We start from the raw sequence: 22,802 nt of genomic DNA, 5'->3' as shown, positions 1-22,802 counted from the left end.
CCATGAATCGATTTACACACTTTTTCATCGACCGGCCGATTTTCGCATCGGTATTATCCATCGTCATTGTCCTGGTTGGAGGGTTAGCGCTAATTGGCCTGCCTATTGCCCAATATCCCGAGATCGCCCCCCCTACTGTGGTAGTGAGTGCAGTCTATCCCGGCGCCAACGCCACGGTGGTAGCCGAAACCTTGGCGACGCCTATCGAGCAGGAAGTGAACGGCGTCGAGGATATGCTGTACATGTCCTCCCAGTCCACCAACAGCGGCAGCATGGCGCTGACCATTACTTTCAAGCCGGGTACCGATCTGGATAAAGCCCAGGTATTGGTGCAGAACCGGGTGGCTCTGGCCGAACCCAAGCTGCCTCAGGAAGTGAGCCGACAAGGCATCAGTGTCAAGAAACGCAGCCCTGACTTGAGTCTGGTGGTCAACCTGATCTCCCCTGACAAGCGCTATGACAGTGTTTATCTGAGCAATTACGCGCTGCTGCAAATCAAGGATACCCTGGCGCGGCTGCCCGGTGTCGGTGACATTATCGTTTTCGGCGCCCGCGACTACAGCATGCGCCTATGGCTGAATCCGGAGAAAGTTGCCGCGCGCAACCTGACGGCCACCGATGTGGTCAACGCCATGCGGGAACAGAATATCCAGGTAGCGGCGGGCGTGGTGGGCCAGCAGCCCACCAAGGAGAGCACCGATTTCCAATACACGGTCAGTACGCTGGGTCGGCTTATGGAGGCCGAACAGTTCGCCGACATCGTGATAAAAAAAGGGGCTGACGGCCAGGTCACCCGCCTCAAGGACGTGGCTCGCATCGAGCTGGGCGCCAAGGATTACAATTCGGGGCTGTTCCTGGACGGGGAGCCCACGGTAGGTCTTGCCATCTTCCAATTGCCGGGTTCCAACGCGCTGGAGACCAAGAAGGCGGTGGTCGACACGATGGAAAAGCTGAAGACGCGCTTTCCTGAAGGCCTTGATTACAACATGGTCTACGATACCGTTGTGTTCGTGCAGCAATCCATCGACGCGGTGGCCAAGACCCTGTTCGAAGCCATCCTGCTGGTCGTACTGGTGGTTGTGCTATTTTTGCAGAACTGGCGCGCCACCGTCATTCCGCTGCTGGCTGTGCCGGTTTCGTTGATCGGCACTTTCGCGGTAATGGCGGCAATGGGCTTGTCGCTGAATACCTTATCGTTATTCGGCCTGGTGCTGGCTATCGGTATCGTCGTGGATGACGCCATCGTGGTGGTAGAAAACGTGGAACGCCATATTGCGATGGGATTATCGGCCCGGGATGCCACCCGGAAGGCTATGGAAGAAGTGGTAGGCCCGATCATTGCTACGGCACTGGTTCTGGTCGCCGTATTTGTACCCACCGCCTTCATCACCGGTGTTTCGGGGGCCTTCTATAAGCAGTTTGCGCTGACTATCGCGGTTTCCACCGTGATCTCGGCGTTCAATTCGTTGACCCTGAGCCCTGCCCTGTGCGCGCTGTTGCTGGATCGGGCGCACGGCGATAAGGATGGGTTCACGCGGCTCTTCGATCGCCTGTTCGGCCGTTTTTTCACCGTTTTCAACCGGTTCTTCGATTCGTTCAGCGAAGGTTACGCGCGCCTGGTCGGCAGGCTGATTCGCATGACGGCGGTGGTGCTGGTGCTCTATGTGGGGCTCAACGGACTCAACTTCCTGGCCTTTGAAAAAGTGCCGACGGGTTTCATTCCCCAGCAGGATCAAGGTTACCTGATTTTGTATGCGCAGCTGCCCGACGCAGCCTCGCTGGCGCGCACCGAGGAAATGGTTCAGCAGGCCACCCGCATCGTTCTCGAAACGAAAGGCGTTAAGCATCTGAATGCCTATGCCGGCTTTTCGATCTTGAGCGGCTCCAGTCAGTCCAACGTCGCCACGATGTTCGCCCGACTCGATGATTTCGACCTGCGCGCGGGACACCCGGAGCTTCATGCCAATGCGGTGATCAAAAGTCTTCAGCAGCGGCTCGCCCAGCTCGAAGGCGCTCACATTGCGGTATTTGCCCCGCCTCCGATCCGGGGGATGAGTTCGGTAGGCGGCTTCAAGCTGCAAATCCAGGATCGCTCCAATGCCGGTATTGACGCGTTACAGGGCACTGTCAACGAGCTGATCGCCAAAGGCAATCAGCAACCGGGCCTGACCGGGCTGTTTACGACCTTTCGCGCGGGAGTTCCGCAACTTTTTCTGGACGTGGACCGTACCCGAGCCAAGTCTATGGATGTCCCCTTGAAAGAAGTGTTCGACACCTTGCAGATCTATCTGGGTTCGATGTATGTCAATGATTTCAACAGCTTTGGCAGAACTTACCAGGTAGTGGCGCAGGCCGATTCGGAGTTTCGCATGAAACCGGCGGACATCGCCAAGCTGAAGACGCGTAATCTTCAAGGCGGCATGGTGCCGCTCGGGTCTTTGATGTCGGTTAAGGAAATTAACGGACCCGACAAAATCACCCGCTACAACATGTATCCTGCGGCGGAAATTAACGGCAGCACCTTACCCGGAGTCAGCTCCGGCCAGGCGATTACCGTCATGAACAAACTGCTGGGCGCTGAGCTGCCGCCGGGGTTCGACTTTGAATGGACCGAACTCAGCCTGCAACAAGTGTTGGCCGGAAATGTCGCACTGCTGGTTTTTCCCTTGAGCGTGATCTTCGTGTTTTTGGCCTTGGCGGCCCAGTATGAAAGCTGGTCGTTACCGTTTGCAGTGATCCTGATCGTACCCATGTGCATTCTGTCCTCTCTGGCAGGCGTATGGCTGAGCGGCATGGACAACAACATCTTCACCCAGATCGGATTCATTGTACTGGTAGGCTTGGCCAGCAAGAACGCCATTCTTATTGTGGAATTCGCCAAGCGGCGTCAAGAGGGAGGCCTTAGCCGTTTCGATGCGGCGGTGGAAGCGGCGCGGATTCGGCTACGGCCCATTTTGATGACTTCATTCGCTTTCATCATGGGCGTGTTTCCGCTGGTCATCGCCCAAGGGGCGGGAGCGGAATCGCGGCGATTGCTGGGCACCGCCGTGTTTAGCGGCATGTTGGGCGTGACGGTGTTCGGTCTCCTGTTAACGCCGGTATTCTACGTGGTTGCGCAGTCATTGGCGCAACGCTGGCAAGCCTCCCGGCACAAGGCTCCGAACGTGTTGCCTCATGAACCTTCTTCCGGCCACGATTTATGAACCATGGAATAAAGATGCACTCCGCAGAATCTCACCCTGTCATGCAACTTGGCAATGCTTTATTCATTGCATTTGAACGAAGCAGCGCTTTGGGTCTGGCCTTCCTCTGCGCCGCTGCACTGAGCGCCTGCGCAGTAGGTCCCGATTACAAGACCCCGGCAACCGATGCCGGTCAAGCCTTCGCCAATATCGGTCATCCGGAATTCTCCGAGCAAGGCGTGGAAGTGGTGTGGTGGAAGCTGTTTGAAGACAAGGGCCTAACCGAGCTTGTCGATCAGACCGTGCGGCACAACCGCAATCTCCAGGCTGCCCGCGCCAATCTTCGTGAGGCACGGGCCCTATATCTGGATGCAGGGCTGAATTTGGCCCCAACCGTGACCTCGCATGCCAATTATACGGAGCAGAAACGCAGTGTCGGCGCTTTGAACAACTTAACTTACGCGCCGCGCGAACTGAAACTCTATAGCGCGGGTTTCGATGCTTTTTGGGAAGTCGATTTCTTTGGCCGGGTGCGCCGTAATGTAGAGGCGAGCAGCGACGAAGTCGATGCTCAGGAAGCTAACCTTCGGGATCTCGGTGTCAGCCTGATCGCTGAAGTAGCCAGAAACTATTTCGAATTGCGGGGTCTGCAACAGCAGTTGGCCGTGGCGAAAAAGAACGCTGGAAACCAGGCTCAAACGCTGGAAATAACTCGCGTCAGACTCGAAGGCGGTCGTGGAACCGAACTCGACACTTCGAGGGCAACCGCTCAACTTGATTCCACCTTGTCCACCATCCCGCCTCTGGATAACGCCATTCATCAGGCTATGCATCGACTCAGCGTACTCACCGGGCAGCTTCCGGGCACATTGACCGAGAAGCTGTCGCAGCCCGCGCCGCTGCCTAAAATCCCCAAGACCATCAACATCGGTCGGCCTGCGGAGCTGTTGCGCCGCCGCCCTGACATCCGCATCGCTGAACGGGGGCTGGCAGCGGCTACCGCCCGCATCGGCGTTGCCACCGCCGACCTTTTCCCCCGTGTAACGTTTGTGGGCACCCTCTCCCTTGAAGCCACCACTCTGTCGGGAATCGGTGCCGTAGGATCGGATGCCTATTCAGTTGGCCCGAAGATCAGTTGGGCCGCCTTGGATCTAGGCCGCGTATATGCCCGCATTAAGGCCGCAGATGCCCGTGCCGAGGCCAGTCTGGCTCAATACGAGCAGACCGTGCTGAGCGCTTTGGAAGAAACCGAAAACGCGCTGGTGAATTACAACCGCGAGCGAAGCCGGAGAGAGTTGCTAACTTCGGCGGCCCAAGCCAGCGAAAGAGCCCATGAACTGGCTCATCTGCGTTTTGCGGAAGGCGTGAGCGATTTTCTGACGGTACTGGATACCGAATTGCGCCTGTTGCAAGACCAGGATCGCCTGGCCCAGAGCCAAACCGCCACAGCGACGGCGCTGGCGGCACTTTACAAGGCTTTGGGCGGCGGCTGGGAATCGAACATTGATTTGAGTAAAACAGATAATTGATGTTACGCAATAGCTAGGGAATTTTTACCACGAAGACACGAAGAAAAAATATAAAACTTCGTGTCTTCGTGGTGCCTTTTGCGACTTGTGTAACATCGGCAGATAACTCAAATCGAGCCGATGAGCAGTCTAGCCAAGAATAACGAACGCAGAGCGTTGCGTCCGGAAAAGCCTTGCCACATCCATGTGCTTGACTAGAACCACCGCCTGCAACCTTCCCTGCTCAAACCCCAAGTCCGGGTAGCCATAAAGATATGGCAATTTTCACTGATAAACCAAAATTGAACGGGTGAAGAGCCGATCTTGAAAGCAACATCGCAAAGCCACAAAAAACAATCCCCCTAAATCGCCCTTGGTAAAAATATCAGCGTCGCTAACAGTGCTCCGAGTACAATATGTAAAAATTTTATTATTGAGGAATATCTATGCAAACATACCTACCCCTTATCAAAGCTATGCTTTCCGAATGGTATCTTTTTACCTTAAATAATGCGTTGTATGCTGCGGTATTAGCGACAGCTGTCTGGCTACTGACAGCAATACTTTACAGTATCAGGATTGCTTCCATAAAAAGAGGGCAAATTGCCGGTGAAAAAGCCGCTATTAAAACCCTCAACGCCGCGCAACAACAGCTACAGCTCAGTCAAGAAGAATTGGCGGCGGCTGTTGAACAAATGGAAAAAGCCCAATCTGCCGCTCAAGATGAAACGCAACGGGCTTTAGCGCTGGAACAGCTGATTTATCAACGCAACCAGCAGGTTGCCGGAACTATTCAGACGCTGGCAACAAGCTTTGATCTTGGCGAACGGCCGTTACTTGCAAGCGAAGACGTTAAGGCAGAACCGTTGTGGCAGCAACATGATAAAGTCATTATGCAGCTCATAGAGCGTCTGCGTACCGAGCAACAAGCAAAAATCGAGTTACAGCAAACCTGTCAGGAGGCAACGGCAAAACTGGCCGAAAAAGAATCGCTGCTTAATGCCCTGAAATCGACATTAGACAACCACACCGGCCAGCTTTCAAAACTGGAACAAGCGCTTGAAGAACAAAAATCAATGCTGCAACAACAGAACGATAGCCAACAGGCTTTGTCCGACACCCTGAAAAATTTCCAGCCCGCTGCAACGCCCCCCGTAGAACCTAAAGTAGAACCCAAAGTAGAGCCTACACCGGAAACATTCAGGGCTGTTAATGACTGGCAACTGCCGACACAAGCGGTAGAAAGCCCATCGTTTGAATCTCCCCTGGTTGCCCCCCAACCTGCGCAAGATAAACAAGTCGAGCAAATTAATGCAGAGCCGCAAGTTGAAGAAACGCCAATTGAATGGGTAACGACTGTCGAAGCGGCAACGCCCGTGCGACCGGACATAAAACCACAACCGGCGGACGAAGAAGAGCCGTATGCCTCATTGGACATCGAACAGCAACCGGTTATTCACGCGAAAGGATCACTTGGAAAAATCAAAAACCTATTCGGTAAAAAACAACAACCGGTTAAAACAGAACCGCAGTGGACAGACGCAAAATCGGATGAAACACTGCCATCGGCTACGAAACAACAGCCTGATGACGAGGCTAAAAAAACGCCGGGGAAACTGAAAGGCTTTTATAGTAAGTTCACATCGAAAGGTAAATGATGCGTGCTGGAATCTCAAGGTTCCAGCCTGATAACCACTCCCTTCGGACAGGCTATTAAACATTGCTTGTAACTCTATCGATGGGCTTCGTACCCTCAAAAGCCCATCGCACTAAAGATCAGACCGCTACTGCGGGATCATCAATCTTTTTTGCACCATCTGGTAAGCCTCGGGGGTAATGCTTACCGCTCCCCGAAAAGGGTTGTCCATTGAGGCGATGAAGAACAACATCAGACCGACGAACACCGAGAGAATACCGGATAAAACCAGATGAACCGAGAACCGGTTGATCGAGAACATCCAGATCAGGGCGAGGTTTAATGCCGCGCCAATCGCTACCACATACCAGAGTATCTCGGGCAATCCGGTCGTAACACTTTGCAGCCGAGCCGATTGAGCTTCGATAAAAACGTTGAACTGCCGGATTGCCTCCACATGCACAATTTCCTCAGCCTTAGTCTTCGGCTGGAACGCAAACAGGTCTAGCTGAAAATTCGTGATACGCGTCGTACCTCCCGCAGGGATGATCCCTCGTTGATGGGCAGGCCATTCCTCCTCGATCACGTAACGAACATATTCGCGGATATGGTTCTGGTAGTTGCTCCGGACCGGCTCAGGATAGCTGGAAACATCCCGGTAAATCGCGGCAAGGCTCGACACCTCCCTTGCCACGCTACTGTCTACATCTCTGTAGTCCTGGTATGTGGCCACGGCGACCAAGCCGAGCATCAGGCCGTAGAAAACACCGTACGAGGAAAGAAAGTAGCTGACAAACTCATTTTCTCCGGGTTCAGGTCCAAGCCACTTCCGTATCCACGGCCTTAAAACCAGAAGACCAAGCCAGGTATAGCCCAGGCAGACCAAGCACACCAGCCCGGCCAAGTATCCGTTCGAAATATCATATATCCAATAAAACATGAGTCATTCTTCCCCGGTATCTATTTGACTAAAAGATTCTTATAGTGAGTGTAAACGCAATTTAGAAATGTCCTCTATGCTGCAAAGTAGAAGTGTCCCCTGTATTGGTTTTCTTTTTCCACTACCCAATTTTACTCACGATCAGGAGGAGGTGGGGTTTTCATCCATTTCTAATTATTGTGGTGCTCACTTCGCCCAAGTGTTGTCTTGATGGAGCGCCCGCACTGCGTTTTTCATCATTTTTATCCTGTTTTTCTTTGATGAAATTTAGAACCGCTCCCAATCGCTTATTACTTACTATTTCCCCTTGATCGATTTTTTTGATTTTATCGAATATGCGGTAGGGGAGCTCGCGATTGTCACATTTGATTTTTATTGTGCCATCGAAGTATTCATAAACGGTCACTTTATTCCGGGCCAGGCTTCTGTTATCAATTGAATCCTCAATCAGGTAGAGTGCCTTGTCGTATTGCAGGGTTAGATTTTTAGACAAAGTTCTATTTTCCTGCCATGAAAAAATTTCATTTAATTCTTCATGAGGCAGCAATTCACGGTGCATATTCTTGGAATCAACTGATTCCACTCCAAACTGTTTGTTAAATTTATCCATAAATTCCGGCAAGAATTGATTTCCTTGTTCGGCACCAGAAATATTCATAAGCCGCATTTCTTTAATCAAACGATCTTGCAGGGTTCTATTGACACGTTCAACGCGGCCTTTGGCCTGCGGCGTATTGGCGCAAATAATATCAATGTTCAATTCGGTTAAGGCTCTTCCAAATTGAGTGACACCATCACCACCTAATTCACCTGTTTTATTAACACGAAATACGCAGTGTTTATCACTATAAAACGCAACGGGCTTGCCATGCTTCTCTAAATATCGGCGAGTGGAATCAAAATAAGTGAACGTTGACTCTGATTTTACAAATTGGCATTCCATGAGTTTCCCCGTTGCATCATCGATATAAACAAGAAGTGTGCATTTAGGCGCTCTGCCTTCAAACCAGTCATGTGGCGAGCCGTCAATCTGTATTAGCTCACCAAAGCATTCACGTCTATTACGAGGCTGGTGGACGCGTTTTAACCGACTACTTTGGGGTATCCATAATTCCGCATCAATCATCCATTTTCGTAACGTTTCCCGAGAAATAGTTAGCTCATGGTTTTCACTTAATTTTTCACAGGCAAAAGTTGGCTTAAAATCAACGTAGTATTGTTTGACATAAGCTATGGCCAATTCTTTAATCGAGTCTGGATACTTGTGATTACTTGGATTACCGCGTTTCTTGCTGACAACACCTATGGCTCCATTAGCTTTATACGCTTTTCTTAACCGCCTGATCTGGCGAACGCTCAAACCTAATTGCTTGGCAGCTTCATGTTCGAATAGCCGTTTATCAATCAATTTTTGTAGAATTTCTATGCGATGTAATTCTTTGTTGCTCATAGTAATGATGTCCTGCATAGCTGTCGTTATCCATGGTGTAAATTTACAAAAAACTGTAAATTTACACCGGAGAGGACATTTCTACTTTGCTAAAACAGGACATTACTATATTGCGCTTACAGTGAGTTCACATGATGTGCTGATTGATATTCGCCAAACTCACGACGCATCAGGACGAACGATTGAGAGCGGTTTGAATCAACAGTATTGCCCTGCGCACCAGGCTGATGACCACGCCCACTGAAAATTGTAGCCGCCCAGCCAACCGGTTACGTCCAGCACTTCGCCAACAAAATAAAGCCCCTGAACCTGCTTGCTTTCCATGGTTTTGGAAGAAACCGCGTCGCAGTCAACCCCGCCGGAAGTTACTTCAGCGGTGCGATAGCCTTCAGTGCCATTAGGTTTAATTGTCCAACAGTGCAACTGATCTGCAACCCGCTGAATCTGTTTGTCGGACAAATCCTGCAATGACCTTTCCAGCAAATCATCAGACAGAAAACTACTGACCAGCCGTTTGGGCAAATAGCCTTCCAAAATCGTTTTTAACTTGTTCTTGACCTTTTGCTGACGCTTCGATTTCAGCTCTGTTTCCAGATTCACCTGCGGCAGCAAGTTAATAACAATCTCTTCTCCGGCGCGCCAGTAGGATGAAATCTGCAAAATCGCCGGACCGCTCAAACCGCGATGCGTAAACAAGACATTTTCACTGAAACTCTGCCTGTTATTGCTAACCACGCAAGGCACGGCAATGCCCGATAACGCCGAGAATTTTTCTTTATCTTCCGGCTGCAAGGTAAACGGAACCAATGCTGCACTGGTAGGCAATACCTTAATGCCGAATTGCTCGGCAATTTTATAACCCAGAGGCGTCGCGCCCATTTTGGGTATCGACAAGCCCCCTGTCGCAATCACTAAGGACTGACAGGAAAAATTGCCGTTGTTTGTTTTAAGATGAAACAAGTCAGTCAATCGCTCAACTGAATCGATATGGGTATTCAACTGCACAACCACGCCAACCTTGTTACATTCCGCCAACAACAGTTCCAGAATATCTTTGGCGCTGTCATTGCAGAACAACTGGCCGTGATCCCGTTCATGAAAAGGAATTTGGTAGCGCCCGATTAACGCCAGAAAATCCCACTGGGTATAGCGGCTCAGCGCCGACTTGCAAAAATGCGGGTTGTGCGAAATATAGTTACCCGGCTCGATGGAATAATTGGTGAAATTGCAGCGTCCGCCGCCGGACATCAGGATTTTTTTCCCGGCCTTGTTGGCGTGATCCAGAACCAGCACCTTACGGCCGCGCTTGCCCGCCTCGATTGCGCACATCAGACCCGATGCGCCTGCGCCGATAATAATGACATCTGTGTCAGACATGGGTTTCCATTAAAAGGTTGTTATGGACGGTGCGTGGAAACGAGGAAAATTTTAATTTATAAGTCATCCAACTCAACTTCAATGGCTTGTGCTTGTGCTTTTTCTGATTGCCTTACCGTTACTATTTCACCCAACTCATAATCCTCTAATCTTTCCATGAGCTGCTCATGTTGCTCAGCTGGAACAAGATAAGCCGTTGGATGATTGTGATTTAAAATAGCGACAACCTCACCATTAGCTTGATTTAACAAAGCTATTGGATTTTTCTTGAATTTGGAAATATTTGCAGTAAATGAAGCTAAAATTGGTTGCACAGGCAGTCCTAAAATAAGCCGAAAGGTACGCACAGCATACCCTACATGGATTTAATACTCTAAATACTTAAGTATCAATTCTTCAGTAAAATCGATTGTAGTATCGACATCTTTTAGATCGAATTCATCCCATTGGGCATGTGTTGCTTTTGTACGTACATGTGCGGCAACTCTTGCCCTCTTTGCTTTCGTTTGGGTCAATATTTCCTCATGAACAAGATCAACAATTAATGTTTCTAAGGTCTTACCTTTCTCTGCGGAATCTATCATTTTTCGATAAATATTTCGTAAGGTGTCCTCGAAAACAACACCGGCAATTACTCCTGCTTCGTTTTTATGTTTTCGTCTTAAGTATTCTTTCGCATGATCTAAAAAATCATCGAAAACAGAAGCTTTGGTTTGATTTTCAATAGAGGACAATAAGCCCAAGTCGATATCCTTCAATAATGACTTTAGGATTACGTTGGCTGTACCTACAAACTGATTACTATTGAACCCTCGTCTAGTGCATATTTGATCTATCGATACTCTATACGGGTTGCTTGGGCTTTTTAATACCAAATGTACGAGATTGTGAGTCGACGCAAGCCATCCAGTACATTCTTGTTGATGTTCAATGCTACAAACGTGGTTATTTTCATTCCCATGTTTTAGCTGGTCACCTTTTTTTATTAAGGTCTTAAATTTTTTTCGTACTTTTTCTTCAATTTCCATCTATGTTTTCCATCAAATTGTATTTAGCATGTTAACTGGAATAAGCCTATTTTGAGTATAAGTGAAAACAGACGTTTCCGGCGCACCACCCGGATTCGCCGGAAACGCCACCACGCGCTACGCTTGGATGGCCTTATTCCGGCCTACGCCCATCCAGCCACTGCTTCATCAGCACATACCCCATCACAGAGCCCCATAACATCATATAAATGCTGTGCAGCATGATTTCAAAGTTAAAACTATTAATATCTCGGGTGTAATCCCAGATGTCATCGGCCAAAGCCAGCGCTAATACAAGACAAATCGCAAATTTGAGACTGATTTGATGAGCATAAAAAACCCCGATGCCGAGAACCAGAAAGCCGGTCAAAAACCTCAGGCCACTGTGAATTAACATTTCCGAATTAAACGGATTAAGTTTAAATGCCGAATCTATAAAATACAGCAGGATAAGCCCTGCGATGATGACGATGCTGACTAACTTCATTGTTCCCTTCTTTAAATGTTACGCTTCATTGATGAGTTTTAATCCCGGCGGCAATGCTTCGCCAAAAATCTGTTTTTCTTCTTTTTCGTCCAGCTCTTTCACCTGCTCGACCATGTCGATCCAGGATGCGGGCGCTTTGCTCAGCTTCAGTTTTTCGATGATCTGCCGCCGCATAGCGTCATCAATATCTCGCGCCCTGTCGCCGCTCATACGCGCAATGAGTGTAGCGGCAAAGCCTGCCTGCGGGATTTTCTTCCAGTCTACCGCCAACATCTGTCTTAGCCACAGACAGACGATGTCCGCAGGAATGACATTATGACTGCTGCCGTGAAACGGCATTCTTGCCCCGATACGTCCGACCGCCCACCAGGTCTGACTGGGCTCGCCGGCTTTTTCCAGGCGCTTTAGCAGCCATTCACCCAGCTGTATTTTCTTGGCGCCCGGCAGGCGTTCCAGAACCGCGGCCAGCCGCACCATGTCGTCGTAACCGCGGTTTTTGATTTGCTTGGCAACACCGGGTTGTCTTGCCGCAGCAGGATTCAGGAATTTTGCAATATCGGCAAAAATCTTCTCCTGCGCCGCCGCATCCAGGCCTCCGGAAATCCGACGCCACAGCGTCCACCATTCGGTCCAGTTTTGGGTTTCGTTAACAAACTGAATGCCTTGCGAATAATTTTTCCATAACTGCTCGACGCGCCAGTCATCCAGCGGATAACCGAAACCGGGCCGTAAACAAAAACCGGCTAGGCTCAGCCAGACGCGTTCGTGATTTTCGGAGCGGCGCTGATATTTCGCTCCCTCCAGCAAAGTGCCGAACATGGCTCTTAATAAGGGCGTCGTCCATTCGGTACGAGCAATACCGGTGAGTTTTTCCAAATCGGCGCGCAGGCTTTTGACCGCTTTGGGGTCAATCTGCCTGGATTTAGCGCCGAAAACAGCCTGTATCTGTTCGGCAATCTGATTGAAATTGCCGGGCAGCGCGGCGTCCGTTTGCAAACCGGCCGCCTTTTTCCTGATTTGAAATTCAACATCCCAACGCTGATTGCTGTCTTCAGCAGCAATGCATTGAATTTTAAGCGTACCGACTTCGGTTTGGGTAACCGCCAGTTCGACGATAACCTCGTCGTTCGGCTTGCCCGTATCGCCTTCAAATGCTACGGCCAGCGGCGGCAGGGAATGAAACAGGTCGGTAATTTCAGTCACATCGCCCGGTTTAAAATCGCCATCGCCGGACAATGAAACCAAGTGAAAGCGTACCGGCACGCCTAAGCGCAACGCAAAACGCCGGTCTTTCAGGATGACTTCGTCGCCTTCTTCGCTGCCTTTGGGCAGGATGCAAATGCCTTGCTGTGCGGTGGAATCGTCGGTATCGACCAGCAGGAAATAACTGCGCGCCGAACCGCCGCCAATCTTGAGTTTCTTATCGCGCCTCGCAATCGCATAACTGACCGCCCCGAAAGCGACGGACAGTTCGGGATGCTTATTTTCCAGCAATACCGGCGGACTGGACCGCCATGACTGGATTAAATCGACAAGGCGCCGGGTAATCGGCTGACTGCGAAACACCCCGCCGTTAAGCAGCAATGCATCGGGTACGCTGCCCGCCCCTATAGCTATGGATGTATATGCAGCATCCATGGCGAAGGCCTCGCGGGACGCGGCGCTGTGCAGCTTTAAAAACGCCGCGATATGTTTGCTGACCGCAGGTTCGGCGGCGTACGGCAAGCCGAACTCGACCACGCCGCTACGTTTCCGGTCGGGCAAATCATCCAATCCTGACAACGGGAAAAAGCCGTCCAATGCAATTTTCCTGACTTCATCCTTAGACAGTGCAACAGAACGGGAACCGCCGATCAGCTTGGAACCGCCGCCCAGCAAGGTGACGTTGATTTGCTCCGGCCCATCTTCTGCCAGCAAGCGCTCTTTAGCGATTCGGCATTGCTCGATCAATTGCGACAAATCCGCCGCCGACAGGCGCTTTTCGTCGTTACCCAGGCGACTTTCCGCAAGATGCGCCAAGGCCAAGTCGATATTATCGCCGCCCAGCATTAAATGATCGCCGACCCCGATGCGGGTTAATTTAGGTTCCTGCTCGCCCTGCTCTACTTTGATCAGCGTTAAATCGGTGGTGCCGCCGCCGACATCGCAAACCAGCAGCAGATGCACATTAGCCAGCGCCTGCTTAATGGTTCCGGTATTGCGTCTTAACCAGTCGTAGCAAACCGCCTGGGGCTCTTCCAGCAGCCGGACATTAGGCAACCCCGCAAGCCGCGCCGCCTCCAGCGTCAGGGACCTGGCCGCCTCATCGAACGAAGCGGGAACGGTAATCACAATATCCTGTTTTTCCAGCGGTGCATCGGGAAATTGATGCCCCCAGACCGTACGAATGTGCGACAGATAGCTTGCGCTGGCCGCTATAGGCGAAACCTTGCTGATGTCATCGCTACTGCCCCACGGCAGAATGTCCGCGCCATGATCAACAGACGGATGCGACAGCCAGCTTTTGGCGCTGGTGACAAATCGCCCTTTGGTTTTAGCGCCCAACAGACGCGCGGCCTCGCCGATAACGGCGGTTTCAGTTTCTGACGGCGTTCCGCTGGGAAATGCAAGATCGGCCTCGGACAATTCGCCGGATGCCGGATGATAACGGACCGACGGCAACAACGGCCTTGCGGCAACTTGACCGGGAGCTATCAACTGCTCGATTTGGAAAATTTGTATTTCCTGCTGGGTATTATCGGCTTTGGCGTAAGCGACAACGGTATGCGTAGTGCCAAGATCGATACCGACTAAATAGTTTAAATTAGGATTTTTCACAATGATATTGCAGTTTTATGATTCTAAACGGTCTGAGATATTTTCAATCAATCTTTTGCCGTGAATAACAGCGACAATAAGAATTTCATTGCCCTCTATCTGATAAATAAGCCGATAACTGTAAACGAATCGCTCCCTGATTTCGGCTACCCCAATCTCGGGAACAATCCGACCAATTAATGGATGCGAAGCAAGGCTTCTGGAAACATCAAAGACTCTTGCTATAACCGACTGCGCATAAACGCGGGAGTCCTTTGCAATATAGTCTGCGATTGATTGCAGATCTTCTATTGCTTCCGGCGACCAGCTTACTTTGTATGCCATTGACCGAATTTCAGCTCTACATCATCCTGGCTCAGGGTTCCTTCTACTTCTGCCCGACCAATACCGCGGCGAATTTTTTCTACCACATACAAGTGATATTGAATGTCTTCGTAAGTGCTATCTTCCGGCAGTCTTTCCAGTAAAGACTTTACTTCGGTAATTGCTGTATTCATTTTTTGTCTCTTCAGTCATCAGGCAACGATTAATAACTCCGTGACCTTTGGGTGCAACGCCAGTTACTAAAAAAGGATACACGAAATATTTTAGATTTACATCCCAACTATGTAGATGACGGTTACTACACCAACCCAGCAGACAATCTTGAAAGACCTATTGGTCGAATATCCAAAAGGTTCAAGTAAATTCAACCTTACAAAATCATTGCCAAGAGACAAGCAGCACAATAGATTGACTTAACAGGGAGTAGTCATAGAAAATAGTCCGTTTAATTTCTAATTATTAGCCCTGATTACGCATGGATAACAGCGTCTCCCCGCAAAACAGTCTGGTTTCTGTCCAAAACTTGTCGTTTTCTCGCGGCAACAAGAAAATATTTGACGATATTTCACTGGAGTTTGAGCGCGGTAAAATTACGGCCATCATGGGGCCTAGCGGCACGGGTAAAACGACGCTGTTAAAACTGATCGGCGGACAATTGTTTCCCGAGCAAGGCACTATTATCGTCGATGGCAACAATGTCCACCGCTTACGCCGCTCAGACCTGTACAATCTGCGTAAACGCATGGGCATGTTGTTCCAAAGCGGCGCGTTGTTAACGGATATGAACGTCTTTGATAACGTTGCTTTTCCGTTGCGCGAACATACCCATCTTCCCGAATCGATGATTCGCACCTTGGTGCTGATGAAATTGCAGGCGGTAGGCTTGAGAGGGGCGCGCAGCCTGATGCCTAATGAACTTTCCGGCGGCATGGCCAGGCGTATCGCCCTGGCCAGGGCGATTGCGCTGGATCCGATGATGATCATGTACGATGAACCGTTTACCGGCCAGGACCCCATTTCCAAGGGCGCATTGGTTCATCTTATCAAGTCGTTGAATACTATCCTGGGGCTAACCAGTATCGTCGTTTCCCATGATGTTCAGGAAACAGCGGCGATAGCCGATTATATTTATGTCATTGCAGAAGGCAAAATTGTCGGACAAGGCACACCTAAGGAAATTGAACAATCCGAATCCGATTGGGTGCAACAGTTCATGACCGGCGCTGCTGACGGCCCGGCGCATTTTCATTATCCGGCAAAAGATTATGTTGATGATTTGTTGTCAACAGGAAAACGTTATTAAAGATTCAAGGTTTTTTTGCCTTTAGCCTTGTACCCTGAACCTTAAACCCTAATTTAAAATGATTGAATTTCTACAGCAATTGGGCATAAAGACCCGCACCAGTTTCACCAAGCTTGGGCGCGGCACGTTTTTCCTGTTACAAACTATGTCCGGCGTACTCAGCGTGTTACCCCGCCCAAGACTACTGCTTAACCAAATGCATTCGATCGGCGTGTTATCCTTTCTGATTATCACCATTTCGGGTCTGTTTGTCGGTATGGTTCTGGGCCTGCAGGGCTATTACACACTCTCCGATTTTGGTGCGGAAGAATCCCTGGGCGTCATGGTTGCAGCCTCTTTGGTCAGGGAACTCGGGCCCGTCGTTTCAGCGCTTTTATTCGCAGGCCGGGCCGGTTCCGCGTTAACGGCGGAAATTGGCTTGATGAAAGCGACCGAGCAGCTGTCGGGCATGGAAATGATGGCCGTCGACCCGATCAAGCGCATTATTTCTCCGCGCTTTTTGGCCGGATTCTTATCCATGCCCTTACTTGCCGCACTGTTCAGCGCAGTAGGCATCATCGGCGGACAATTGGTTGGTTCAGGCTTGTTAGGCGTTGACGAAGGCGCTTACTGGTCGCAAATGCAAGCCAAACTGGATTTTCAGGATGACATTATCAATGGCGTCATCAAAAGCATCGTGTTCGGCTTTGTCGCTTCCTGGATAGCGTTGTTTGAAGGTTATGATGCAATCCCGACTTCGGAAGGGGTCAGTCGAGCCACCACGCGTACCGTCGTTAATTCAGCTTTTAGTATTTTAGGTCTTGATTTTATTCTGACCACACTCATGTTTGGAGATCATTAACATGCAACACACCAGTACCCAGGACACGCTTGTCGGACTCTTTGTCGCTGCCGGCATAGTCGGGTTATTTTTTCTTGCCTTGCAAGTGAGTAATTTAAGTTCTTTTACCGAACAGAATAGTTACACGGTTACCGCCCGCTTTGAAAACTCCGGCGGTTTGAAGGTTAAATCGCCCGTTTCAGCGGCCGGCGTTAAAATCGGCAAGGTCAGCGCCATTCACTTCGACCCTAAAACCTATGAATCTGTCGTACAACTGAGTATTGACTCGCAATACAATACGCTTCCCGACGACACCACCGCCAGTGTTTTTACCGCAGGTCTGTTAGGTGAACAATACGTCAACCTGGAAGCGGGCGGTTCGGAGGAGCATTTAAAAGACGGCGGAAAAATCGAAATCACCCAGTCTGCCATTATCCTGGAAAAGGCGCTCGGCCAATTCCTGTTTAAGTCTGCGGAAGAAAAAAAGTGAGTCAACTGAATATTATTAAAGAAAGTAACGGGCACTTTGTTATTGATGGCGACTTGACCTTTGCCACCATCGACAAACAGACGCTCAAGTCATTTTCTTTCTTAAAAGCGGCGAAAGAAATCACCATCGATCTGAGCCGCGTATCCAATACAGACAGCGCTGGACTCGCGTTAATGATTGAATGGATAAAATATTCTCGGCAGAATAGAACGCAATTAAGCTTCAAAAATATTCCCGAGCAATTGCTCAACCTTGCCAAACTCAGCGGCTTTGATCAAACGAGCCATTTTGCAATTCAAACCGATTAATAGAGAAGGCTAAAGACGAAAGGCTAAAGGCGCAAAAAGCCGAGCACTTTCCCTTAGCCCTTAGCCCTTAGCCCTTAGCCTTAAGATTGATATGGACAAACTAATTATTACCGGCGGCGCACGACTCTCCGGAGAACTGCGTATCTCCGGCGCCAAAAATGCCGCCTTACCGATTCTGGCAGCCACATTGCTCTCGGAATCGCCGGTTAGCGTCGGCAACATACCGCATCTTCATGACATCACCACCACCATGGAATTGCTGGGTCGCATGGGTGTTCATCTCACTGTCGACGAGAAAATGAATATCGAAGTCGATTCCAGCACCATCAACAGTTTTGTAGCGCCTTATGAGCTGGTCAGAACCATGCGCGCTTCAATACTGGTATTAGGGCCTTTAGTCGCTCGATTCGGCGAAGCCCATGTGTCATTACCCGGCGGCTGCGCTATCGGCTCCCGCCCGGTTGACATTCACCTTAGCGGCCTGATGAAGATGGGCGCCGATATTACCGTCGAAAACGGTTTTATCCATGCCAAAGCGACCCGGCTTAAAGGCTGTCGCCTGGTTCTGGAACAGATCACCGTTACCGGTACCGAAAACCTGCTGATGGCAGCCGCTCTGGCCGAAGGCACCACGATTATTGAAAATGCCGCCAAGGAACCTGAAGTCACCGATTTGGCCCACTTTCTTAACAAAATGGGCGCAAAAATCACCGGCATAGGCACCGACGTACTGGTCATTGAAGGCGTTGAAAAGCTGGGTGTCGAAAGCATCCACTACGACATCCTTCCCGACCGTATCGAAACCGGCACCTACCTGATTGCTGCGGCAATTACCGGCGGAAGCATCAAGCTTAAAAACACCCGTCCTGATATTCTTGACGCAGTGCTGGAAAAACTGGTTGAAGCCGGCGCTGAAATCACCACCGGCGAAGATTGGATCAAACTGGATATGCACGGCAACAAGCCCAAGGCTGTTTCGGTCCGGACTTCGCCTTACCCGGCCTTCCCGACCGATATGCAGGCGCAATTCACCGCCATGAATGCGATCGCCGACGGCGTGGGCATTATTACTGAAACGGTTTTTGAAAATCGCTTCATGCATGTTCAGGAATTGCAGCGCATGGGTGCCGACATTAAGCTGGAGTCGAATACCGCCATCTGCACCGGCGTTAAAAAACTGACCGGCGCACCGGTTATGGCGACCGATTTAAGAGCTTCGGCAAGTCTTGTGATAGCCGCGCTGGTGGCCGAAGGCGATACGTTGGTTGACCGCATTTATCATATCGACCGGGGTTATGATCACATCGAAGAAAAACTCTCTCAATTGGGTGCGACGATACGCCGCGTCCCAAGATAAGGTTTGACTATGATTACTATCGCCGTATCTAAAGGCCGGATTTATGAAGACGCCCTGCCCTTATTGGCAGAGGCGGGCATCACGCCGATTGATGATCCTCTTACCTGCCGCAAACTGATTTTACGAACCACCCGCGATGACGTTCAGCTGGTCATTATCCGCGCTACCGATGTACCGACGTTTGTTGAATATGGCGCGGCCGACATGGGCATCGCCGGAAAAGACATCCTGTTGGAGCACGGCGCTGAAAGCCTGTATGAACCGTTGGATTTGAACATCGCCTGTTGCCGGTTAATGACCGCAGCGCATAAAGATGCGCCCCCGATTGCAGGGCGGGTTCGCGTTGCGACCAAATACGTTAAGATAACCCAGCGCTATTTTGCCGGCTTAGGGATACAGGCCGAGATCATCAAACTGTACGGATCAATGGAACTGGCGCCACTGGTCGGTCTTTCCGATTGCATTGTCGACCTGGTCGATACCGGCAATACGCTGAAGGCCAATGACCTGGAACCGCGCGATTTAATTATGAACATCAGCTCCAGACTGGTGGTCAACAAAGCGGCAATGAAAATGAAGCATCAGGCGATTCAGTCGCTGCTGGATCAGTTTGAGAAGACGCTTGCGAAAAGAGGTTAATAATTCATTTATTGTCCACGAAAACCAAAAGTAGGCGCTTCTAAGCGACACGAAAGACACGAAAAGGTTTGTGCATCGTTCCCACGCTCCGGCTCTCATTTTTATACACAAGTGCCTGAGGTACGCCGTCATTCCGGCAGGGATTGCCGGAATCCAGAGCACAGGGATGTGAACGCGTGATTTTACAGGGGCAATCCACGCGTGATACTTGCGTCTGTTTCGGTATTGCCATCCATGGCTTCTCGGCAACTGCTCCTGCGTCGCCTAAAGCGCCTACTGTTGGTGCTCTACCTCCTGCATCCGTGCAGTCGTGGATCCCGGCAATCCCTGCCGGGATGACGTGCTCTAAAATACTTGTGCATAACAATCAGTGCTCCGGCGTGAGAACGATAAAGCTTTAAAGATTTTTCGTGTTTTTCGTGTCTTTCGTGGACAATACATAACATCAACACACCCTAAAATTTTGGTTATCTTATGTCCGACATAACTATCACCCGACTCGATGCCTCATCAACGGATTTTTTCCGGCAATTACATGATTTGCTGGCCTTTGATAAAACCGACAACCTGGAAATCCACCAACGTGTTTTGGCGATTATTGCCGATGTCCGCAGCAACGGTGATAAGGCTGTTATCGACTACACCAACCGCTTCGATCACCGCTCCGTCACGCAAATTTCCGAGCTGGAACTGTCGCCGGAAATCCTCAAATCGGCCTGGAACGGTTTGCCTACTGAACAAGCTCAAGCACTGCAAACCGCCGCAGACCGAATCCGTGCTTATGCCGAACACCAAAAAATCGAATCCTGGCAATACACCGAGGCTGACGGCACAGTGCTCGGGCAAAAAATTACCCCGCTAGACCGCGTAGGGCTTTATGTGCCGGGCGGAAAAGCCGCCTATCCTTCTTCGGTGTTGATGAATGCGATACCAGCCAAAGTCGCAGGTGTTGGCGAACTGATCATGGTGGTGCCCGCGCCTCACGGTGAAACCAATCAACTGGTGCTAGCAGCCGCCTCTCTGGTCGGTGTCGACCGTGTATTTACAATGGGCGGAGCGCAAGCTGTTGCGGCACTGGCTTACGGCACGGAAACCCTCCGGCCTGTCGCAAAGATTGTCGGCCCCGGCAATATCTATGTGGCTACCGCCAAAAAACTGGTATTCGGACAAGTCGGCATCGACATGATTGCAGGTCCTTCGGAAATCCTGATTATCTGCGACGGAAAAACCAATCCCGACTGGATTGCGATGGACATGTTTTCTCAAGCCGAACATGATGAAAATGCCCAGGCCATATTGATCAGCACCGATGCATCTTACCTGGACGCTGTTGAGCAAAGCATCAACAAATTATTGCCGACCATGGAACGCGCAGAGATCATCAGGGCATCGCTGACCACCCGAGGCGCATTCATCAAAGTTAATCACTTAGAAATCGCCGCAGTTGTAGCCAATATTATTGCGCCTGAACATTTGGAACTTTCCGTTGAAGACCCGGAAGCCTTATGCGAGGAAATACACCACGCGGGCGCTATTTTCATGGGCCGCTATACTGCCGAAGCCTTAGGCGATTACTGCGCCGGGCCCAACCATGTATTGCCGACCTCCAGCACCGCACGGTTCTCGTCGCCGTTGGGTGTTTACGATTTCCAAAAACGCTCCAGCTTGATCAACTGCTCCCAAGCAGGCGCAGATACGCTGGGCAAAACCGCATCGATATTGGCGCGGGGCGAAAGCCTGACTGCTCATGCGCGATCTGCGGAATATAGGATAAAAACAGACTAAAAGAAGGCTAAAGACGAAGGGCCAAGGGCGAAAAGAACCATCCGCTTGCGCCAAGCCTTTCGCCTTTCGCCTTTCGCCTTTCGCCTTTCGCCTTTCGCCTTTCGCCTTTCGCCTTTCGCCTTTCGCCTTTCGCCCTGAACCTCATATATGTCCGAAAATAATCTGCTTTCCTCCATTTTCCGCAAAGAAGTATTAGCAATGTCCGCCTATAAAGTTGCTGATGCCACCGGTTTGATTAAACTGGATGCCATGGAAAATCCCTACGGCTGGCCTGAAGACATCAAGGCAAACTGGCTGGAAACATTGAAAGACTGCCCGTTGAACCGCTATCCCGACCCTGAAGCCAGGCATCTGACGGCAACCATCAAGCGCCTGAATCAAATACCCGAGCAATTCGATGTGCTGCTGGGCAACGGTTCCGATGAAATCATTCAATTACTGTTAATGGCACTGCCTTCCAATGCCTGTGTGTTGGCGCCGGATCCCGGTTTTGTGATGTATAAACAACTGAGTCTGTGTCTGGGGCTCACCTACCACGGCATTCCGTTGCTTGCAGGCAGCTTTGACCTGGATTTACCGGCCATGCTGGAGGCTATAGAACAGCACCAGCCTTCGGTCATATTTCTGGCCTATCCCAACAATCCCACCGGAAATTTATTTTCCGAAGCGTCGATTCGGGAAATCATAAAAGCCGCCAAGGGCTTGGTAATCATTGATGAAGCCTACGCGCCTTTTGCCGATGCCAGCTTTATCGACAGTTTGGGACAATATGACAACCTGTTGGTGATGCGCACCGTATCGAAACTGGGGCTGGCGGGTTTACGCCTCGGCTACATCGCAGGAAAGCCGGACATCATTGAGCAACTCCATAAGATCCGCCTGCCCTACAACATTAACAGTCTGACCCAGATCAGCGCTGATTTCGCCCTGTCCAACAAGGCATTGTTCGATCAGCAAACGCAAAATATTTGTGCTGAACGGTCGATCGTTTTTAACCGGCTTAATGCGCTAAACGGCATTACCGCCTATCCCAGCGCCGCTAATTTTATTCTGTTTAAGACACCCGAAAATCGGGCAAATGAAATATTCGCGTCGATAAAACAACAAGGCGTTTTAATTAAAAACCTTAGCGCTCAGGGCGGATTACTGGCCGACTGTCTGCGGGTAACCGTAGGTAAACCGGAAGAAAATACGGCCTTTCTCACTGCATTAACAAGAAGCTTGGTCACGCCATAGTCGAAATAACTCCGTATCGAATCATCAAACACACACCATTCAATATAAAAAATTTAACAGCGTTATCGTGGTTCCACAATAAACAATCTGTCGCAATATCATAGGCTTGTGCATT

General features: G+C 50.2%; 20 protein-coding genes. 11 read left to right on the top strand and 9 right to left on the bottom strand.

Features of this window, described 5'->3' with window-relative positions:
* Positions 1–2 precede the first annotated feature (2 nt).
* From METTU_RS00945 to METTU_RS00935, 3 genes are all read left to right on the top strand, one after another.
* Positions 3–3,203, top strand: a complete 3,201-nt coding sequence (locus METTU_RS00945; protein ID WP_006889418.1) for an efflux RND transporter permease subunit — start codon at positions 3–5, stop codon at positions 3,201–3,203.
* Between the two features lie 14 nt (positions 3,204–3,217).
* Entirely contained in the window at positions 3,218–4,711 is a 1,494-nt protein-coding gene (locus METTU_RS00940; RefSeq protein ID WP_006889417.1) for an efflux transporter outer membrane subunit, read from the top strand.
* A 425-nt stretch (positions 4,712–5,136) separates the two neighbouring features.
* The gene (locus METTU_RS00935) at positions 5,137–6,348 is read left to right on the top strand and encodes a hypothetical protein (protein WP_006889416.1); all 1,212 of its coding nucleotides are present in this window, start codon (positions 5,137–5,139) and stop codon (positions 6,346–6,348) included.
* A 126-nt stretch (positions 6,349–6,474) separates the two neighbouring features.
* Here METTU_RS00935 and METTU_RS00930 read toward each other — a convergent pair whose 3' ends face one another.
* From METTU_RS00930 to METTU_RS00890, 9 genes are all read right to left on the bottom strand, one after another.
* Positions 6,475–7,266 (bottom strand): bestrophin-like domain, encoded by a 792-nt coding sequence (locus METTU_RS00930; protein WP_006889415.1) that lies wholly within the window; start codon positions 7,264–7,266, stop codon positions 6,475–6,477.
* A gap of 160 nt (positions 7,267–7,426) precedes the next feature.
* On the bottom strand, positions 7,427–8,734 hold the full coding sequence (locus METTU_RS00925) for an ISNCY family transposase (protein WP_006889414.1): 1,308 nt from the start codon (positions 8,732–8,734) through the stop codon (positions 7,427–7,429).
* A gap of 180 nt (positions 8,735–8,914) precedes the next feature.
* On the bottom strand, positions 8,915–10,093 hold the full coding sequence (locus METTU_RS00920; protein ID WP_006889413.1) for a BaiN/RdsA family NAD(P)/FAD-dependent oxidoreductase: 1,179 nt from the start codon (positions 10,091–10,093) through the stop codon (positions 8,915–8,917).
* A gap of 56 nt (positions 10,094–10,149) precedes the next feature.
* Positions 10,150–10,407 (bottom strand): type II toxin-antitoxin system Phd/YefM family antitoxin, encoded by a 258-nt coding sequence (locus METTU_RS00915; RefSeq protein ID WP_040579493.1) that lies wholly within the window; start codon positions 10,405–10,407, stop codon positions 10,150–10,152.
* Between the two features lie 51 nt (positions 10,408–10,458).
* The gene (locus tag METTU_RS00910) at positions 10,459–11,121 is read right to left on the bottom strand and encodes a hypothetical protein (protein ID WP_006889411.1); all 663 of its coding nucleotides are present in this window, start codon (positions 11,119–11,121) and stop codon (positions 10,459–10,461) included.
* Positions 11,122–11,254: 133 nt separating this feature from the next.
* On the bottom strand, positions 11,255–11,608 hold the full coding sequence (locus METTU_RS00905) for a hypothetical protein (RefSeq protein ID WP_006889410.1): 354 nt from the start codon (positions 11,606–11,608) through the stop codon (positions 11,255–11,257).
* An 18-nt stretch (positions 11,609–11,626) separates the two neighbouring features.
* Positions 11,627–14,425 carry an Hsp70 family protein gene (locus tag METTU_RS00900; RefSeq protein ID WP_006889409.1) on the bottom strand — a complete coding sequence of 933 codons (2,799 nt, stop codon included), beginning with the start codon at positions 14,423–14,425 and terminating at the stop codon, positions 11,627–11,629.
* Between the two features lie 15 nt (positions 14,426–14,440).
* Positions 14,441–14,749, bottom strand: coding sequence for a type II toxin-antitoxin system RelE/ParE family toxin (locus METTU_RS00895; protein WP_006889408.1), 309 nt, complete (start codon positions 14,747–14,749; stop codon positions 14,441–14,443).
* Positions 14,734–14,922, bottom strand: coding sequence for a hypothetical protein (locus tag METTU_RS00890; RefSeq protein ID WP_006889407.1), 189 nt, complete (start codon positions 14,920–14,922; stop codon positions 14,734–14,736). The genes METTU_RS00895 and METTU_RS00890 overlap by 16 nt, the downstream gene beginning before the upstream one ends.
* 302 nt (positions 14,923–15,224) lie before the next feature.
* On the opposite strand from METTU_RS00890, the gene METTU_RS00885 reads away from it, so the two are divergent.
* The 8 genes from METTU_RS00885 (at position 15,225) to hisC (ending at position 22,687) form a co-directional block, all read left to right on the top strand.
* On the top strand, positions 15,225–16,052 hold the full coding sequence (locus tag METTU_RS00885; RefSeq protein ID WP_006889406.1) for an ATP-binding cassette domain-containing protein: 828 nt from the start codon (positions 15,225–15,227) through the stop codon (positions 16,050–16,052).
* Between the two features lie 58 nt (positions 16,053–16,110).
* Positions 16,111–16,893: a lipid asymmetry maintenance ABC transporter permease subunit MlaE gene (mlaE, locus tag METTU_RS00880; RefSeq protein ID WP_006889405.1), complete on the top strand. Its 783-nt coding sequence runs from the start codon at positions 16,111–16,113 to the stop codon at positions 16,891–16,893.
* A gap of 1 nt (position 16,894) precedes the next feature.
* Complete coding sequence (mlaD, locus tag METTU_RS00875) at positions 16,895–17,362, top strand: outer membrane lipid asymmetry maintenance protein MlaD (RefSeq protein WP_006889404.1); 468 nt, start codon at positions 16,895–16,897, stop codon at positions 17,360–17,362.
* Positions 17,359–17,670, top strand: coding sequence for an STAS domain-containing protein (locus METTU_RS00870; protein ID WP_006889403.1), 312 nt, complete (start codon positions 17,359–17,361; stop codon positions 17,668–17,670). Before mlaD ends, METTU_RS00870 begins: the two co-directional genes overlap by 4 nt.
* Before the next feature lie 91 nt (positions 17,671–17,761).
* A complete protein-coding gene (gene murA / locus METTU_RS00865; RefSeq protein ID WP_006889402.1) occupies positions 17,762–19,027 on the top strand; it encodes a UDP-N-acetylglucosamine 1-carboxyvinyltransferase in 1,266 nt (421 codons plus the stop codon).
* A 9-nt stretch (positions 19,028–19,036) separates the two neighbouring features.
* Positions 19,037–19,666: an ATP phosphoribosyltransferase gene (gene hisG / locus METTU_RS00860; protein ID WP_006889401.1), complete on the top strand. Its 630-nt coding sequence runs from the start codon at positions 19,037–19,039 to the stop codon at positions 19,664–19,666.
* 474 nt (positions 19,667–20,140) lie between these two features.
* Positions 20,141–21,451 carry a histidinol dehydrogenase gene (hisD, locus tag METTU_RS00855; RefSeq protein WP_006889400.1) on the top strand — a complete coding sequence of 437 codons (1,311 nt, stop codon included), beginning with the start codon at positions 20,141–20,143 and terminating at the stop codon, positions 21,449–21,451.
* A gap of 147 nt (positions 21,452–21,598) precedes the next feature.
* Positions 21,599–22,687 (top strand): histidinol-phosphate transaminase, encoded by a 1,089-nt coding sequence (hisC, locus tag METTU_RS00850; RefSeq protein WP_006889399.1) that lies wholly within the window; start codon positions 21,599–21,601, stop codon positions 22,685–22,687.
* Positions 22,688–22,802: the final 115 nt, after the last annotated feature.

It is taken from the genome of Methylobacter tundripaludum SV96, from assembly GCF_000190755.2.
Classification (GTDB): Bacteria; Pseudomonadota; Gammaproteobacteria; order Methylococcales; family Methylomonadaceae; genus Methylobacter_A; species Methylobacter_A tundripaludum.
This window is presented reverse-complemented; position numbering and strand designations above follow the sequence as displayed.